The sequence below is a fragment of the Oxalobacter paraformigenes genome (assembly GCF_000158475.2).
Classification (GTDB): domain Bacteria; phylum Pseudomonadota; class Gammaproteobacteria; order Burkholderiales; family Burkholderiaceae_D; genus Oxalobacter; species Oxalobacter paraformigenes.
Genome location: NZ_KI392031.1, coordinates 1,481,152 through 1,499,713, shown reverse-complemented (window position 1 = coordinate 1,499,713; position 18,562 = coordinate 1,481,152). Strand labels below are relative to the sequence as shown.

Genomic DNA, 18,562 nt, shown 5'->3' with positions numbered 1-18,562 from the left:
AAAAACGAATGGCATACTTTCTTTGCGGAGCGTTACTGTCGGAAACGATTGTTTTTCATCAGTCTGGATAGTTTACAGACGATTCCATTTCTTTCCTGACTTTTTTCTCCGTTTTTTTCAGGAGGACGCTCATGCCGATGGAAAGGATGACCAGACTGATGCAATTGCTGAACCAGAAACCGGAGGAGCCTGTTATCCGGGATGGTATGAGAGAAGGGATGAGGTTGAAGGCAAAGGCATAACCGCAGCCCAGTCCGATACACCAGAGTGTCAGGACATATAAAAGTGTCGGCGCAAGAACCACTTTATAGGCGCGAAGAACATAGGATGAGCTAACCTGGATGGCATCGAAAAAAAGCAGGCTGCACAAAAAGAGAAAAAGCGGGGATGCGCTGGCGGCGACAACAGGAATGGCTGTGTAGAGACTGATGATCCAGTCTTTGGCAAGCCAAACGGAGCAGGCGGCCAGAAGGGCCAGTGCCGCGGACAGACGGATGCCGGACGAGGAAATGTCGCGTGCCCTTTCAAGCTGTCCGGCGCCAATGGATTGGGCCACCAGCGTGCTGGTTGCGCTGGCAAGAGACAAGGGAAGCATGTACAGAACGCCGGAAAAGTTCGCGACAATCTGATGTCCGGCCACAGCGTTGATGCCGAGTCTGGCAATGAACAGGGCCATGAAAGTGAAAGAGGTGACTTCTATAAAGTAGTTAAGACCGACGGGGATACCGAGGGCCAGAAGCGCTTTCAGCGATTTCCAGTCCGGTCCGGCTATTCCGTTTCCGAAAAGGTGCACTATCCTGTAAAAAGGATTGTAGCGGAGGATCAGATAACCGATCAGAAGTTCAAGCCAGACGATAACAAACGTGGCAAGCGCACATCCCGGACCGCCAAAGGCTGGAATGCCCATTCCGCCGAAAATGAACAGGGTATTGAGTGGTATTTTCAGAAGAAGGCCTGCGACCTGAATGGCCATAACCATTTTCGGACGGGCCATGGCGTTGTTCAGGGTAGTATAGACCAGAAAATTCAGCGATGCCGGAAGGGAAAACGCCAGAATGCGGAGATAGAAGGTCGCTTTTTCGGTCACTTCCGGAGTGGCGTCGGCTATCGAAAGCAGCGGTTGGGGAAAATATAACAGGCAGGAACCGGCCAGTGAGAGAAAAATGGCGAGCCAGACGCCCTGTTTGGCTTCTTTACCCATTTCAGCGAATTTCCCCGCGCCATACAATTGTCCGAATGTTGGCGCCAGCGATTGCATAACGCCATTCAAGGCCACGTAAACACTGATGTAGACAGAGGCTCCGACGGCAAGCGCGCCCAGATCGGTAACGGAATAGCGTGAAACCATGGCCGTGTCCAGAACCGGATTGGCGATAGCGGCCAGCTGGCCGATCCATATCGGCAGCGCCAGGCCGAGGATGGCGAAAAAGTGACGGAAAGTCCGTTTTTCCTTTTTCACTCTGTGGACTGGTAAAGGCGGAAGCGCTCGCCCCGATCGCTTGGCCGGTGACCTTCCCAGACGAGTTTCATGCGCTTATACGTCTTTGGCGAAATGGGGCGATTGTATTTGGGAACGCGGTCGCCCAGGAGTACATAATCGCACGGTTCGGCAATAAATCCTTCGAAGCGCACGTTGCCGAAATAGGCGAACGATGCCCGTTGGGCAGCCGATACGTTGGTCTTGATGCAGCTGTATTTGCCTTTTTTTACATGGCTTGCCATTTCAACGGCAATACCGGCATAACTCTTGCTGTAGTTGATCCATGGCAGCCACAGGGTTGCCAGAAGAACCCAGCACAGGATAACGCCGCCTGTGGAGAGGACGACCGCACGCCACAAAACGGAGGGCTGGCGGGAAATGCGCCAGTAAACCAGAGCGAACCAGAACAGGGTGGCACATGCCGCCACTAAAGTGGCGAAGATGCTGAATTCCGGGAGAAAACCGGGCGCCAGTTTTGTCGCGTTTCTGGCAATGCCCGCCGGCCAGCCTGTGTGTCTGGCCAGCCAGGCCAGCCAGATGAACAAGGCGCACAGGGTCAGCGTCATGACCGAAAACCAGTCGATGGCGTTAATGGCGCCCCGTTTCATAGTCGGCAGTCCCAGCGCCGCCAGTATGGCAAGCGGCGGCAGGAACGCAAGCAAAACGGTTTCTTCTTTTTGCGGATTGAAAAAAGCGAGGACAAGAAAAGTAACGGTAAACAAAAAAGGCAACAGAACATGAGCGGAACGCCACTCCTTTCGCCAGGCATAAATGGCCCAGCACGCAAAAGGCCATGCCGGCCAAAAGAACCAGATACCGTTCCGGAAAAAATTTCCGATAGAGTCGAAAGTCGGAAGACCGATCTGCATCGAATTCCAGACGAGCCAGGCATTGAAAGGCGAACTGTCGTATGGGCGCGCCAGACTCAATATTGCCCACCACAAAAAGACGATTGCAACGGTGACGGCAAAGGAAACCAGCAGATTGACGGCATGTTTTCTTTTCGGTGGCTTGCAGAAAAAAATCCCGGTCATAAAGCACACATACAGACCCAAAGGCGTAACCAGTCCGTTGGTCAAGGTAAGGGCACCCAGCGCAAGCCCGAGCAGACAGGCGTTTTTCAGGCTGGGGGTGTCGATATAACGGGTGCATCTGTAAAGGGTATAGGCGATCAGGGCGACAAACAGCGCTTCGACGCTGGTTTCGTGACTGTGCATTAAAAGGCCGAGGCAGCCCAGGTAAATCAGGAGGGCGCCGTCGGCCAGAACCCGGCCGTAGGCCATCGCTTCAGGCTGTCCACCGAATGCGAGTCTCATGGGTTGGGCTTCTGTACGGCGTCCCAGAAGATAAGTCGTGTGCCAGACAGAATAGGCGCCTATCAGGAAAAAACACAGGGGAGCGATTCTGGCCGCCAGCGGAGCGCCCAGTACTCCTCCGAAAAGTTTGATGCAGAGCGCGCCAAGCCAGAAAGTCAACGGGCCGGAGCCTGCGACAGGAAGTCCCGAAATGTTGGGCCACAACCAGTCCTGCCAGCCGTGCTGTGCCATGGTCCACATGACGCCGAAATCGGCGGCGTCGCTGTTTTTCCAGGGATCACGACCGACCAGCCCGGGCAATATATAAAGCAGACAGAGCAGCAGGATTCCCCAACGCGGCAGGGTCAGCGTGGCCGAAGCCGGCAGGCGTACCGGTTTGGTGGGAGGGATCAGACTGGGCTGTGTATCGGGCATCGGACAAATACAGGTACAGATTCAGCCAAACAGGGGGTTCGGAAAAAAAAAGGCAGCCGAAGCTGCCTTTTTCACGGATTGAACGATCAGCCGGCAGAAACCTTGGAACCGACCTTGCCGAATTTCTGGCGGAATTTCTCAACGCGGCCCGCTGTATCGACGATCTTGTATTTGCCGGTATAAAACGGGTGCGATTCCGCTGAAACTTCAACTTTCACAAGCGGGTATTCTTTACCTTCGAACATGATGGTTTCACGTGTCGGGATGGTGGAACGCGTGATGAATTTGAAATCGCATGAAACGTCCTGGAACACGACGTCACGATATTCTGGATGAATGCCTTCTTTCATTTATTGCCTCTGATATAGTGGTAGCCAACCGGCACTTCATAGGTCCCGCCTGCTTCACGACCTGATTGCCGGCCACTTGCCCGGTTAAGTCAAATGGTAAGATTAAAAAAGTTTACTGGATCAGCCAAAACTTTTAAACACATTATTCTGCCATAAAAAGATTCATCCGCCAACTTTTAACCCGGTAACCGTAACAGATTTCCCATTCAGGGATTTGACGTGGGAGGTTTTTTCTTTTCAGTGATGATAAATCGCCTGTCCGGCTTCGTCGATCTGCTGTCTCAGGCGCATGCGCTCATCCACCGTCATTCTTTTTCCCCTGTAGCAGCGCTGGCAATCGGCGTCGGAAAGAGAGGTATTGGTCGTGTTGTTCCGGTTGTAGGCTTCCCGTGTGTGCTGTCTTCTCAGAGAGCGCATGTGGGCTTTATCTTCCCGGATACCTAGGGAGGATTTTTCGTTGTCGGACGAACAGCTTTGTGCGTTGCCATAGGAATTGCAGGCGGAACCGGCAAACAGGGGATTTATCCCGAAAATCAGGAGAATCGAGCCGAAGATAAGCGAGAAAAAAACTTTCATGTCTTTTACGATCGGTGAAAATGCGTTCCACCTCAATGAGGATAAAGAAAAGATCAATTACCGTTTCCCCAAGTGTAGTCAATAAAGTAATATCCCGTCATAAAAAAACGTTAAAGTTTGTAACTTTGTGTAATGCCGTTTCATGAAATTTTGAATTCTGGTCTAGTCTCTTTTTGACGGTTTTATAATTGCGGACAATATCACTATGGGTACAGAAGAAAATTTGGAAAAGCAGGGACGTCAGACAAAAATTCTGGTAGTGGATGACGATGTTCGTCTGAGAGACCTGTTGCGGCGTTATCTTGCGGAACACGGTTTTGCTGTGACGACGGCAGAAAATGCACAAACCATGAACCGCTTCTGGATGCGCGAACGTTTCGATTTGCTGGTGCTTGACCTTATGTTGCCCGGAGAAGACGGACTGTCGATTTGCCGTCGCCTGCGTGGTGGCGGGGATACAACGCCGATTATCATGTTGACAGCCAAAGGGGAGGATACGGACAGGATTGTCGGGCTCGAAATGGGAGCGGACGATTATTTGCCGAAGCCGTTCAATCCTCGCGAATTGCTGGCCCGTATCGGTGCCGTTTTGAGAAGGCGGCATCCCGGCGAAATTCCCGGTTCTCCCTCGGAAACGCAACAGGTTTTCCATTTCGGGGAATTCCAGCTTGATCTGGGTAACCGGACCTTGAGAAAGAATGGTGAAAATATATCCCTGACAACGGGAGAATTCGCTGTTCTGAAAGCATTCGCCAGCCACGCCCGGCAACCCTTGTCGCGGGACAAGCTCATGTCTTTGGCCAAAGGGCGGGAGTATGAAGTGTTTGACCGGAGTCTGGATGTCCAGATATCCCGGTTGCGGAAACTGATCGAGCCCGATCCGTCCCACCCGCTCTATATCCAGACGGTGTGGGGACTGGGTTATGTTTTCATACCGGATAAAGTGTCTCAGCCCGGTAAATCGTAAGTGCCTGCCATGTCCGACCATTCGCAGCTCCGCTCCATGCAATCCGTATTGCCCGTTTCACCTGTGCCATGGTGGAAAAGCAGCCTTTTCTGGCGGACTTTTTTTCTTGTCGGGATTGTGCTGGTCATCAGTATGGGCGCATGGATTGCCAGTTTCCGTCTGGAACAGCGTGGAACCCGTGCCAGGGCGATCGCCGAACAGGTGGTGTCGCTCGTGACGATTACCCGTGCCGCGCTCGTGCATTCCGAACCGGAGTCGAGACGGGAATTGTTGTTCGATCTGGCAAGTAACGAAGGTATCAGGATTTATCCTCTGGAACCGACAGACCAGATCGAACCGGCCGCCAGCGGCGACGATCTGATGCAAAGCATGTTGCCTTATATTCAGCAGAAAATGGGAAGTGACACGATTTTGTCTCCGAGAGTCAACGATATGCCGGGATTCTGGATCAGTTTCGCACTGGAAGAAGACGATGTGTACTGGCTCAGGCTGGATAATGGACGCGTCAGGGGAATTTCCGGTTTGCGCTGGCTGGGCTGGGGCGGCATCGTGCTGGTTCTTTCGCTTTTGGGAGCGGGGTTCATTTCAAGGCTCCTGAATGAACCGCTGGCCAGACTGGCTTATGCCGCCCGGCAGATGGCGAACGGAAAATCGCCTGAACCGTTGCCGGAAAAAGGAATAACCGAGATCAGGGAAGCGAACCACAGCTTCAACCAGATGGTGAAAGATCTCGAGCGGGTCGATTCGGACAGGACGGAAATTCTGGCGGGCATCTCGCACGATTTGAGAACGCCGTTAACGCGCATGCGTCTGGAACTGGAAATGTCGTCTTTGCCTGCCGAAAGCCGGGAGGGGATGCAGTCGGATATTTCCCAAATGGATGCCATTGTCGGACAGTTTCTGGATTATGCTCGCCTGGGTGCGCCGGCCGCATCCGAAACTGTCGATCTCAGTTCGCTTTTGCACTCAATTGTCGAGGAAGCGGCACGTCGTCCCGGGCTGCGGCTGACTGCCCGGATAGAAGACGGATTGACTGTTGTCGCCAGTGAAGTCGATATCAGGCGGCTGGTCAACAATGTTCTGACCAATGCCGGGCGTTACGGGAAAACGCCCGGTAGCGATCTGGCCGAGGTCGATATAACGTGCTACCGGGCAGGGGACGAGGTGAAAATCGAACTGGCAGACTGCGGTATCGGTGTTCCTGAAACCGAGTTGGAGCGGATGTTGCGTCCATTCACCCGGATGGACAATGCACGGGGGCAGGCGAACGGATCGGGACTCGGGTTGGCGATCGTATCGCGAATTGCCAAACGTTATCGCGGCCGTGTCCGTCTTGAAAACCGGGAAAACGGCGGCTTTATCGTTTCGGTTTCTTTTCCTGCGGCAAAGTTCCCGAAAGCATCCTGAGACTGTCTTTACGGACGTCTGTCAGGGCGTCTTTTTCGGGAGCTGTCTGTTTCTGTTTCGGCGGCAAGGGTATAATAACAGTTTGTCGGTCTGTTCTTTTTTTCCTTTCTTTGTACATACGCTATGCTTATTTTGCCGGGTTCCAATGCTCTGTCCGCTTTCCGTGCCAAACGCCTTTTGTCTGCCTTGCAGGAAATCGATCCTGCCATTACCGAAGTTACCGCGCGCTATCTGCATTTTGTAGACGCTGCTGATGAACTGTCGGAAGAAGAGCTTGCTCGTCTGACAACGTTGTTGACTTATGGAGATCCGTTCACCGGTATGGAAAAAGGCGAGGAATACGTTGTCGTTCCCCGTATCGGAACTATTTCTCCATGGTCGTCGAAAGCGACGGATATTGTCCACAATTGTGGGCTGGACGATGTCAAACGGGTTGAGCGGGGTATTTCCTATTGTGTCCGGCGTCAGGAAAACGTGCCGCCCGTTTCCGAAACCGAACGTCTGAAACTGGTGGGCAGGCTGCATGACCGCATGACGGAAATGGTGCTCGACAAACGTGGCGATGCCAAAGCCCTGTTTCAGGAACTGGACGCGAAACCGCTTGAGTTTGTGGATATTGCGGCAGGCGGAAAAGAAGCGCTGGTGGCGGCAAACAGGGAACTGGGGCTGGCGCTTTCTGACGATGAAATCGATTATCTTTTCGAGGCATTTACCCAGGCCGGACGCAATCCGACCGATGTCGAACTGATGATGTTTGCCCAGGCCAATAGCGAACACTGCCGTCACAAGATTTTCAATGCCGGTTGGACGATTGATGGAAAGGAACAGCCGGATTCGCTTTTCGCGATGATCCGCCATACCCATGAAAGGCATCCGGAAAAAACCATTGTCGCGTACAAGGACAATTCTTCCATTATCGAAGGCAAAAGGGTCATGCGGTTTTATCCGCAGGGCGGAAGAGGCGATTACGTTTATCGGCCCAATGAGGAACTGGCTCATATCCTGATGAAAGTGGAAACCCACAATCATCCGACAGCCATTTCACCGTTTCCGGGGGCGGCGACCGGTTCGGGGGGTGAAATCCGGGATGAAGGGGCAACGGGCCGTGGCGCCAAACCCAAGGCCGGGCTGACAGGCTTTACTGTATCCAATCTGCAATTGCCTGATGCCGTGCGAAGCTGGGAAGCAGCCTCCGATGTAACGAAAGCGAATCAGGAGAACGGCGACACGGTTTACGGAAAACCGGATCGTATTGCTTCTCCCCTGCAAATCATGATCGACGGCCCGATCGGGGGCGCTGCCTTCAACAATGAATTCGGCCGCCCCAATCTGGCTGGTTATTTCCGTACCTATGAACAGAACGTCGATAACAGCGTGTTTGGTTATCACAAGCCTATCATGCTGGCGGGAGGTATTGGTTCGATTTCCGACTTGCATACGAAAAAAGACCCGTTGCCGACCGGAACCCTGCTGATTCAGCTGGGTGGTCCCGGCATGCGCATCGGGATGGGGGGCGGAGCCGCTTCTTCCATGGCAACTGGCGCCAATACGGCTGATCTCGATTTCGATTCCGTCCAGCGCGGCAATCCCGAAATGCAGCGCCGGGCGCAGGAAGTGATCAATGCCTGCTGGGCGATGAAAGAAAACAATCCGATTCTCTCCATTCACGATGTGGGCGCCGGCGGTCTTTCGAATGCTTTTCCGGAGATTACCAACGATGCCAACAGGGGCGCCGTTTTCGATTTGCGAAACGTGCCACTGGAGGAAAGCGGACTGTCGCCGCGCGAAATCTGGAGTAATGAGTCACAGGAACGATATGTTCTGGCCGTCGCCCAGAAAGACATTGAATTGTTCGATGAACTGTGTGGCCGGGAGCGCTGTCCCTATGCCATCGTGGGAGTTGCCACGGAAGAACGGCAACTGAAAGTGGTCGATCCCGAATATGGCAACAATCCTGTCGATATGCCCATGGATGTCCTGCTCGGCAAACCGCCGAAAATGCACCGTGATGTTACCCATGTCGCTCGCCATTATCCTCCCGTCAGGCTGGACCAGCTCGAAATCGAAAAAGTCGCCCGCGATGTGATGCTGTTGCCTGCGGTTGGAGACAAATCGTTTCTGATCACGATAGGGGACCGTTCTGTCGGCGGTTTGACGAGTCGCGATCAAATGGTGGGGCCCTGGCAGGTTCCGGTAGCGGATTGTGCCGTTACCCTGATGAGTTATGAAGGATATGCCGGCGAGGCGATGGCCATGGGAGAAAGGACGCCCCTGGCGGTGATTGATGCGCCGGCTTCCGGCCGTATGGCGATCGGCGAAGCCCTGACCAATATCGCTGCCGCTCCGATAGGGGACATTTCCGATATCAAACTGTCAGCCAACTGGATGGCGGCCTGTGGCCAGCCCGGGCAGGATGCAGCCCTGTTCGATACAGTCAGGGCCGTCGGCCTGGAGTTGTGTCCCGCACTCGGTATCAGTATTCCGGTCGGAAAGGATTCCCTGTCGATGAGAACGACCTGGAAGGACGGCGAAACCGAGAAGGAAGTGACTTCCCCGGTTTCCCTGATCGTTTCCGCTTTTTCGCCGGTTACGGATGCGCGCGAGGCGCTGACGCCGCAACTGAAGAGGGATATCGGTGAAACGGCGCTGATCCTGATTGATCTCGGTCGCGGTAAAAACCGGATGGGTGCATCGGCGCTGGCACAGGTGACCCGGCAGATCGGTTCTGCTGTGCCGGATGTGGACGATGCAGGCGATCTAAAAGCCTTTTTTGCTGTAATCCAGAAACTGAACCGGGAAGGCAAATTGCTGGCCTATCATGACCGTTCCGATGGCGGTTTGTTCGCTACATTGTGTGAAATGGCGTTTGCCAGCCGCTGCGGACTCGATATCGATCTGGATTACGTGGTCAATGCGGCGGTTGCCAAAGGTTCTGACAAGGCAAATGTTCTGTCGGTTCTGTTCAATGAAGAACTGGGCGCGGTTATTCAGGTCCGTTTCGGCGATCTGGACAAGGTCAAGGCGAGACTGAAAACGGCCGGTCTCGAAGGAGCCACCCATTACCTGGGTTCCGTTACCGATGGTGAAACACTGGAATTCAAATTGCGCGGCATGCCGGTCTATACGCATTCCCGCGTCGATCTTCATCGCCTCTGGAGTGAAACGAGCTGGCGCATCGCCCGCCTGCGCGACAATCCCGAGTGCGCCGATATGGAATATGACCGGATACTGGATACGAATGACCCCGGCATGACGCCGCTGGTTCCCTTCGATCCGGAAGAAGATATCGCCGCCCCGTTCATTGCCAAAGGCCAGCGTCCGCGTGTCGCCATATTGCGCGAACAGGGATCGAATTCCCATGTCGAAACCGCTTATGTCATGCACAAGGCCGGTTTTGAGGCAGTTGATATCCATATGAGCGATCTGATTGATGGGCGACTGTCTCTGGACGACTGCAAGGGAATGATCGCTGTCGGGGGATTCTCATATGGCGACGTGCTCGGCGCAGGCGAGGGATGGGCGAAAACCATCCTGTTCAACGAAAGGCTGAAAGAACAGTTCGAAACCTTCTTCTTCCGGCAGGATACCTTTGCGCTGGGTATCTGTAACGGTTGCCAGATGATGAGCAATCTCGCCGCCATTATTCCCGGGGCGGATGCCTGGCCGAAGTTCGTCCGGAACCGCTCCGAGCAATTCGAGGCCCGTTTCACCATGGTCGAGATTCCGAAATCGCCTTCCATTTTCTTTAAGGGGATGGATGGGCTGAAAGCGCCGATTGTCGTCTCGCATGGAGAAGGAAGGGCCGATTTCTCGCAACAGGGCGATATCGGCAAGGCATTGGTCGCCATGCGTTACATCGATCACAACGGAATGCCGACCGAGGTTTATCCGCTGAATCCGAACGGTTCTCCGCAGGGGATCACTTCGGTTACGACGCCGGATGGCCGCTTTACGGTACTGATGCCGCATGCGGAAAGGGTGTTTAAAACGGTGCAGCAATCCTGGGCGCCGGATTTCTGGGGAGAATGTTCCCCCTGGATGCGTATGTTCCGCAATGCCCGTAAATGGGTCGGCTAACGGATGAAGCCGCTTTAAAGCGCTTGAAAACAGCCTGTTTAAGACAGGCTGTTTTCCGTTGGGAGGAGTGTTTTATTTAAACCACAGCCATGAAAATTGCCAGGTTTCATTTTTGGCATGCTGATTGTCCGGGAGCGCTTTTACAGCGCGTTTTCTGTAACCGTTCCGGAAGGTTTGGGCCATTTCGGATAGCCTAAAACTGTCGCGTGTGTCCGGAGTTTTTCTTTTATAATCCTTTCTTCAGCATTACTGCTTTTCTTGCCATAAAAATGAAATCTGCCGAAATTCGTGAAAAGTTCCTGAGTTTTTTCAAAGCAAAAGGCCATACTGTCGTCCGTTCAAGTCCGCTGGTTCCTGCCAACGATCCGACGCTGATGTTGACGAATGCGGGTATGGTCCAGTTCAAGGACGTTTTTCTGGGACTGGACAAGCGTCCCTATACCCGGGCGACTTCCGTCCAGCGCTGCGTGCGGGCTGGCGGCAAACACAACGATCTCGAGAATGTCGGTTATACGGCGCGCCATCACACCTTTTTCGAAATGCTCGGCAATTTCAGTTTCGGCGATTATTTCAAACGCGATGCCATCCATTTTGCCTGGGATTTGCTGACGACGGTGTACAAGTTGCCTCCTGAAAAACTCTGGGCGACCGTCTATCAGGAAGACGACGAAGCCTATGACATCTGGGCCAATGAAATCGGTCTTCCCAAAGAACGTATCGTCCGCATCGGCGATAACAAGGGGGCGCGTTACGCTTCCGACAATTTCTGGCAGATGGCCGATACCGGACCATGTGGCCCATGCAGTGAAATCTTTTACGATCACGGCCCTGAAATCGCCGGCGGCCCTCCGGGAAGTCCGGATGAAGACGGTGACCGTTACATCGAAATCTGGAATCTCGTGTTCATGCAGTTCAATCGGGACGAACAGGGCAATATGACACCCTTGCCAAGCCCCTGCGTCGATACCGGCATGGGGCTGGAACGTCTCGCAGCCGTCTTGCAGCATGTCCACAGCAATTACGAAATCGATCTGTTCCAGAATCTGATCAGGGCTGCCGCCCGCGAAACGGGAACGGCCGATCTGACGAATAATTCACTGAAAGTCATTGCCGACCACATCCGTGCGAGTACGTTCATGATTGTGGACGGCCTGATTCCGGGTAGCGACGGGCATGGGTATGTCTTGCGCCGGATTATCCGGCGTGCCTTGCGTCACGGCTACAAGCTGGGCCAGACCAGACCGTTCTTTTACAAACTGGTCGAGGATCTCGTTAAGGAAATGGGGGCGGCCTATCCGGAACTGGCGGAATCGGCCGGATACGTGCAGCGAATCCTGCGGCATGAAGAAGAGCGTTTCGGTGAAACGCTCGACAATGGCATGAAGATTCTGGAAAGCGCACTGGCTGACGGAACGAAAGTGTTGAATGGCGAAACGGCTTTCACGCTGTACGATACCTATGGCTTCCCGCTGGATCTGACGGCCGATATCTGCCGCGAACGGGGAATTACGGTCGATGAACAGGGATTCGACGTCGCTATGGAAAAACAGAAAGCGACAGCTCGCGCTTCCGGCAAATTCAAAATGGCCGCCATGCTGGAATATAACGGTGAAAAGACCCGTTTTGTCGGCTATGAGAGACTGGAAGAAACCGGTACGGTTGTGGCCTTGTACCAGGATGGCGCACCTGTGGAAAAAATCGTGGAAGGGCAGAGCGGTGTCGTCGTACTGGATGTGACGCCGTTTTATGCGGAATCCGGCGGTCAGGTCGGCGATGTGGGGGCGCTGCTTGGCCAGCACATGCGGTTTGACGTCGAAGATACGCAGAAAATACAGGCCGATGTGGCCGGACACCATGGCAAGGTCGTTGCCGGAACGATTGCTGTCGGCGACAAGGTCGATGCGCGGGTCAATATGGAATTGCGTGCCCAGACGATGCGCAACCATTCTGTCACTCACCTGATGCACAAGGCCTTGCGTCAGGTACTGGGGCAGCACGTTGCACAGCGCGGTTCGCTGGTCGATCCGGACAAAACCCGTTTCGACTTCAGTCACAATGCCCCGGTTACGGATGACGAAATCCGGCAGGTGGAAGAAATCGTCAATCGTGAAATTGTGGCAAACAATCCGACACAGGCGCAGCAGATGAGTTTCGATGACGCTATTGCGCATGGCGCTACAGCCCTTTTCGGTGAAAAATATGGCGATGTGGTTCGGGTGCTGGATATCGGTTTTTCCTGCGAGTTGTGCGGGGGCACCCATGTTTCCCGGACTGGCGATATCGGATTTTTCAAGATCGTGTCGGAAGGCGGCGTTGCCGCCGGCATCCGGCGTATCGAGGCGGTAACGGGGCTGGCCGCCATGTACTGGGTGCAGGAAATGGCCCGTAAAGTCGGTGAAGCGGCTGTGGCGCTGAAAACCCAGCCGGATGAACTGGTTAACCGTATTGTCCAGTTGCAGGATCAGATGAAAGGGCTCGACCGCGAGTTGTCCACTCTGAAAGCCAGGTTCGCTTCCAGTCAGGGAAACGATCTGGCTGCAAAGGCAGTGGATGTCAAGGGCGTCAAGGTGCTGGCGTCCCTGATAGAAGGCGCCGATGTACCCGGTTTGCGCAATGCCATGGACAAGCTGAAAGACAGGCTGAAAACGGCGGCGATTGTGCTGGCGTCCGTAAAAGACGGCAAGGTCAGTCTGATTGCAGGCATCACATCCGACATGACGGCGAAAATCAGGGCTGGGGAACTGGTCAATCATGTCGCCAGACAAGTCGGCGGAAAAGGGGGGGGCCGTCCTGACATGGCTCAGGCGGGGGGGAGCGATCCGAGCGCTTTGCCCGAAGCTTTAAAGAGTGTGAAAAACTGGGTAGAAGAACGTCTGGGTTAATGGATCGGAAATGGAAGACAGGGAGCTGAAGCATGCCGATTTGACCGTCGATGCCTGCGGGACAAAATGTCCGATGCCGATTTTGAAGGCAAAAAAGGCCTTGGCGAATATGGAGTCGGGCCAGTTGCTGAAAGTACTGGCAACCGATCCGGGAGCGGTTCGCGATTTTCATTTTTTCGGCAGCCAGACCGGTAACGAAGTGGTGGGCGAGGCGGAAGAAAACGGTATCTTTACCATTATCGTCAAAAGAAAATAGCGTCAGGAAACAGCAGCTTATTTTGGAGTAGCGCATGAAAATACTGGTGCCCGTCAAACGGGTTGTGGATTACAACGTCAAGATCCGCGTCAAACCGGACGGGAGCGGCATTGAAACGGACAATGTGAAAATGTCGATGAATCCGTTCGATGAAATCGCTGTCGAAGAAGCGGTACGGCAAAAGGAAGCAGGCGTTGCAACTGAAGTCGTTGCCGTTTCATGTGGTGTCGAAAAATCGCAGGATACCTTGCGCACGGCCATGGCTATCGGCGCCGACAGAAGCATTCTGGTCAAAACGGAAGCGTCTTTGCAGCCGTTGGCGGTTGCCAAAATGCTGAAAAAAATCGTCGAAAAGGAACAGCCGGATGTCGTTATTCTGGGCAAACAGGCAACCGACGACGATGCCAATCAGACGGGACAGATGTTGGCAGCGCTCCTTGACTGGCCGCAAGCTACTTCGGTTTCGAAACTGGTGATCGAAAACGGAAAAGCGATAGTCACCCGTGAAATCGACGAAGGTCAGGAGACATTGGCATTGCAACTGCCTGCGGTGGTAACAGTCGATCTGCGGCTGAATGAACCGCGCTACGTAACTTTGCCCAATATGATGAAGGCCAGGAAAAAGACAATTGAATCGACTACACCCGATGAACTGGGTGTATCGGTTGAATCCCGTCTCAAAATTCTCAAGGTTGCCGAACCGGCTGCACGCTCGGAAGTCCGGATGGTTTCGGATATCGCGACGCTGGTTTCCCTGCTGAAAAACGAAGCCAAAGTGATTTGAGCCTTGTCCGACCGTACACGATTCATACAGGAATTCGAAAATGTCCATTCTCGTTATTGCCGAACACGACAATCAGTCTTTGAAAAACAGTACTTTAAATACCGTAAGTGCCGCTTTGCAGTGCGGTCAGGATATCCATCTGCTGGTAGCGGGCCATGAATGCAAAAATGCCGCCGATGAAGCGGCAACCGTTACCGGTGTTTCGAAAGTACTGCTAGCCGATGCGGCGTCGCTGGAGCGTGGTTTGCCTGAAAACCTGGCTGAACAGGTACTGGCAATCGCTTCAGCCTATTCCCACCTGCTGGCGCCGGCCACATCGTTCGGAAAAGCCGTGATGCCACGCGTTGCCGCCCGGCTGGATGTCGAACAGGTTTCCGAAATCACCAAAGTGATTTCGGAAGATACATTCGAGCGGCCGATTTATGCCGGCAATGCCATTGCAACAGTGCAGTCATCCGATCCGGTCAAGGCCATTACTGTCAGAACCACGGCTTTCAGCCCCGCGGAAAAAGGAAGTTCCGTGCCCGTTGAAGCCATAGTCGCCATTTCCGGCAGCGATAAATCCATATATCTTTCGTCACAGACCGACAAATCGTCCAGGCCGGAATTATCCAGTGCGCAAATTGTCGTCGCAGGCGGGCAGGGTGTCGGTTCTGCTGAAAATTTCAAGCTCATTGAACAACTGGCAGATAAACTGGGTGCGGCGATCGGTGCATCGCGCGCTGCTGTCGATGCCGGGTATATCGCGAATGATTTGCAGGTCGGACAGACCGGAAAGATCGTCGCTCCCGATCTCTATATTGCCATCGGGATTTCCGGTGCTATCCAGCATGTTGCCGGTATCAAGGATTCAAAGACCATTGTTGCCATCAATCAGGATCCGGATGCCCCGATATTTTTGACTGCCGACTACGGTATTGTCGGGGATTTGAACGAACTGGTTCCGCAACTGGTTGCCGCACTGGACTAATTGCACAGATGCTGACCGCGGACAAGTTGAACAGTAAAATTGCAGTTAAGTTGAACATCAAAAAAGCCTGAATCGTGAGAAGGCTGTAAAAATCGTACGGTTGCGTCTGGAAAAATTGCCGGTCCGGGAAGAGCCGTTTTCGAATAAACCATTCGAATCAAGGAGTCGTTATGCCAGTTTCTGAAAGTGAAACCTCGTCTGTATTTGCGCCACAGGAAATTTCCACCGAAGTGCTGCTCGAAAAATATGCCAAGGGCGACGAAACCAGTGCGGAAGAGGTAATGGAAAGAGTGGCCTGTGCATTGGCCGAGGTGGAGGCTCCAAAGAGCAGAAAAAAATATGCGGAAGAGTTTCTGTGGGCCATGCAAAACGGTTTCATTCCGGCAGGGCGGGTCAGCAGCGCGGCAGGAACCGGTTTGCAAACGACCCTGATCAACTGTTTTGTCCAGCCTGTGGGCGATTCGATAACCAACATGGTCGATGGCAAGCCCGGCATTTACACGGCTTTGGCTCAGGCCGCCGAAACCATGCGCCGGGGCGGTGGCGTCGGTTACAATTTTTCGTCTATCCGGCCACGTGGAGCGAAGGTTCGCGGAACGGGCAGCAGCGCTTCCGGCCCGATTTCGTATATGAAAGTTTTCGACCGGTCATGTGAAACGGTTGAATCGGCAGGCGCGCGTCGCGGCGCCCAAATGGCGGTTTTGAACATCGATCATCCTGATATTCTTGAATTCATCACCGTCAAACAGGAACAGAACCAGCTCAGCAATTTCAATGTTTCTGTCGGTGTGTCCGACGAATTCATGCGTGCTGTCGAAACCGACAGCGATTTCGAACTGGCTCATACTGCCGAGCCAAACGACGAGCTGAAAGAAAAAGGCGCATTCAAGCGGGCTGACGGCAAGTGGGTTTACAACCGGATAAAGGCCAGAGAAGTGTGGGATCTGGTCATGAAAAGCACCTACAATGCCGCGGAACCCGGTGTGTTATATATCGACCGCATCAACCGTGAAAACAACTTGGCTTATTGCGAAGTCATTGAGGCAACGAATCCGTGCGGCGAACAGCCTTTGCCGGATTATGGCTGTTGCTGTCTCGGCAGTCTGAATCTGACGTCGTTTATCACCGCGCCTTTCTCGGCGCAGCCGCTATTCGATTTCAATTTGTTGACCCGGGTGACCAAAATTGCCGTCCGCATGCTGGATAACGTCTTGACGGCAACGAAATGGCCTCTGGAAGAACAAGCAAGGGAAGCGGCGGCAAAACGCCGTATCGGTCTGGGTTTTACCGGCCTTGGCGATGCGCTGATCATGCTGGGTATCCGTTACGATTCCGAAAAAGCGCGCATACTGTCGGCCGAGATCGCCAAAGCCATGCGCGATGCCGCCTATACCGGTTCGATCGAACTGGCAAAAGAACGCGGCGGTTTTCCGATGCTGGATGTCGAACGTTATCTGGAGGGCGGGTTTGTATCGCGTTTGCCCGAAGAGATGAAAGAGAAAATCCGGAAACACGGTATCCGCAATTCGCATCTGACTTCCATTGCGCCGACCGGTACCATTTCACTGGCTTTTGCAGACAATGCCTCAAACGGTATCGAACCGGCATTTTCCTGGTTCTACAACCGCGTCAAGCGCATGCCGGACGGTTCCAGGAAAAATTACACGGTAGAGGACCATGCGTATCGTGTCTACCGTTCGATGAATAACGACGTGTCGAAACTGCCCGATTATTTTGTTTCCGCCCTGGAAATATCGGCTATCGACCATATGCTGATGGTGGCGGCAGTGGCTCCCTATATTGATGCGGCCATATCGAAGACGGTGAATGTCGCGGAGGATTATCCGTATGAGGATTTCAAGAATCTGTATATGGAAGCCTGGAAAAAAGGTCTGAAAGGGATTACCACTTACCGGCCCAACAATGTCAGAACGGCCATTCTTTCGGTTCCCGCCGAGGAGAAGAAAGCGGAAGCCCCGGAAGAAAAGAGTACTACCCACTCCGTTACCCTGTCGGAACAGGACAGGCGCATTATCCTGAAGGAAGTGACTATCGCGCCTCCTCTCTCCTCATTGCGCTGGCCTTCCAGGCCGCTGTTGCCGGCAGGCGCTTCGGCCTGGGTCAGTGAACAGATCCAGTCGCCCCAGGGCGAATTTGCCGTTGCCGTTTCCGATCATGACGGTATTCCGTTTGAAGTCTGGGTACTGGGTGGCCAGACGCCCCGCGGTCTGGACGCCATTGCCAAAACCTTGTCGATCGATATGCGCGCCAACGACCGGAGCTGGCTGCACAAGCGTTTCACCATGCTTTCCAATGTCGGAGGCGATGCGTTTGAAATGCCAATGCCGCCGAATGGCGAATTCATTCAGGTTCCCAGCGCCACGGCGGCTCTCGCCAGACTTGTCATGTGGCGCTACAACCAGCTCGGCGCGCTGGATCATCACCCGGATGAACCGTCGCCGGTTCTTGACGCGCTTTTTTCGCCTCATGAACCCCGAACCGGAACCGACGGTACGCTGGCATGGGTGACGGATGTGCAAAATCCGTCCACGGGCGATGATTTTGTCCTGATGCTGAAAGAACTGGAAATGCCGGATGGAACGCGCCGTCCCTACAGTATGGGATTGACGGGCGGTCACCCGCGTGCGCTGGATGGTCTGTGTAAACTCCTGTCAGTGGACATGCGCGTGATCGATCCGGCATGGATAGGCATGAAACTGCGCAAGTTGTTGAATTATGCCGAACCGCGCGGCGATTTTCTCGCGCGCGTTCCGGGTGCGGCCCGTCAGGCCAGTTTCCCGTCCACTGTCGCTTATATTGCGCAACTGGTCATTCATCGTTATGCCATGCTGGGAATCCTCATGCCAGACGGCCATCCGGTGAAACCGCTGGGCGTGGTAGCGGATGAACCGACCCGGGAAGTTCGGCATGCTACCCTGAGAATGGCCGGCAAGTTGTGTACCGAATGCGGCAATACAACGGTTATCCGCAAGGACGGCTGCGACTTTTGTACCGCATGCGGTGCGATCGGTTCCTGCGGCTGATGGTTCCTTTTCAGAGCGTCCCCCTGCAAGTACATCCGG

Annotated in this window: 12 protein-coding genes; 8 read left to right on the top strand and 4 right to left on the bottom strand. The window is 53.9% G+C overall.

What is annotated here, in order from left to right:
* Window positions 1-58: 58 nt before the first annotated feature.
* The 4 genes from OFAG_RS11270 to OFAG_RS11255 all read right to left on the bottom strand — a co-directional run bounded on the left by OFAG_RS11270 (window position 59) and on the right by OFAG_RS11255 (window position 4,136).
* Window positions 59-1,459 carry an MATE family efflux transporter gene (locus tag OFAG_RS11270; protein WP_005875914.1) on the bottom strand — a complete coding sequence of 467 codons (1,401 nt, stop codon included), beginning with the start codon at window positions 1,457-1,459 and terminating at the stop codon, window positions 59-61.
* Window positions 1,456-3,210, bottom strand: coding sequence for an ArnT family glycosyltransferase (locus tag OFAG_RS11265; RefSeq protein ID WP_005875916.1), 1,755 nt, complete (start codon window positions 3,208-3,210; stop codon window positions 1,456-1,458). The genes OFAG_RS11270 and OFAG_RS11265 overlap by 4 nt, the downstream gene beginning before the upstream one ends.
* 86 nt (window positions 3,211-3,296) lie before the next feature.
* The gene (locus OFAG_RS11260; RefSeq protein ID WP_005875917.1) at window positions 3,297-3,560 is read right to left on the bottom strand and encodes a type B 50S ribosomal protein L31; all 264 of its coding nucleotides are present in this window, start codon (window positions 3,558-3,560) and stop codon (window positions 3,297-3,299) included.
* A gap of 237 nt (window positions 3,561-3,797) precedes the next feature.
* Entirely contained in the window at window positions 3,798-4,136 is a 339-nt protein-coding gene (locus OFAG_RS11255; RefSeq protein ID WP_020995305.1) for a hypothetical protein, read from the bottom strand.
* 205 nt (window positions 4,137-4,341) lie between these two features.
* Here OFAG_RS11255 and ompR point away from each other — a divergent pair, with 205 nt between their 5' ends.
* The 8 genes from ompR to OFAG_RS11215 all read left to right on the top strand — a co-directional run bounded on the left by ompR (window position 4,342) and on the right by OFAG_RS11215 (window position 18,523).
* Window positions 4,342-5,103, top strand: a complete 762-nt coding sequence (gene ompR, locus OFAG_RS11250; protein WP_005875921.1) for an osmolarity response regulator transcription factor OmpR — start codon at window positions 4,342-4,344, stop codon at window positions 5,101-5,103.
* Between the two features lie 9 nt (window positions 5,104-5,112).
* Window positions 5,113-6,510: an ATP-binding protein gene (locus OFAG_RS11245; RefSeq protein WP_020995304.1), complete on the top strand. Its 1,398-nt coding sequence runs from the start codon at window positions 5,113-5,115 to the stop codon at window positions 6,508-6,510.
* Between the two features lie 123 nt (window positions 6,511-6,633).
* Window positions 6,634-10,587 (top strand): phosphoribosylformylglycinamidine synthase, encoded by a 3,954-nt coding sequence (gene purL, locus OFAG_RS11240; protein WP_005875926.1) that lies wholly within the window; start codon window positions 6,634-6,636, stop codon window positions 10,585-10,587.
* A 269-nt stretch (window positions 10,588-10,856) separates the two neighbouring features.
* On the top strand, window positions 10,857-13,469 hold the full coding sequence (alaS, locus tag OFAG_RS11235; RefSeq protein WP_005875928.1) for an alanine--tRNA ligase: 2,613 nt from the start codon (window positions 10,857-10,859) through the stop codon (window positions 13,467-13,469).
* A gap of 10 nt (window positions 13,470-13,479) precedes the next feature.
* The gene (locus tag OFAG_RS11230; protein ID WP_020995303.1) at window positions 13,480-13,725 is read left to right on the top strand and encodes a sulfurtransferase TusA family protein; all 246 of its coding nucleotides are present in this window, start codon (window positions 13,480-13,482) and stop codon (window positions 13,723-13,725) included.
* A 34-nt stretch (window positions 13,726-13,759) separates the two neighbouring features.
* A complete protein-coding gene (locus OFAG_RS11225) occupies window positions 13,760-14,509 on the top strand; it encodes an electron transfer flavoprotein subunit beta/FixA family protein (RefSeq protein ID WP_005875932.1) in 750 nt (249 codons plus the stop codon).
* Between the two features lie 40 nt (window positions 14,510-14,549).
* Window positions 14,550-15,479 (top strand): electron transfer flavoprotein subunit alpha/FixB family protein, encoded by a 930-nt coding sequence (locus tag OFAG_RS11220; protein WP_005875934.1) that lies wholly within the window; start codon window positions 14,550-14,552, stop codon window positions 15,477-15,479.
* Between the two features lie 170 nt (window positions 15,480-15,649).
* Window positions 15,650-18,523: an adenosylcobalamin-dependent ribonucleoside-diphosphate reductase gene (locus OFAG_RS11215; RefSeq protein ID WP_005875936.1), complete on the top strand. Its 2,874-nt coding sequence runs from the start codon at window positions 15,650-15,652 to the stop codon at window positions 18,521-18,523.
* Window positions 18,524-18,562 lie beyond the last annotated feature (39 nt).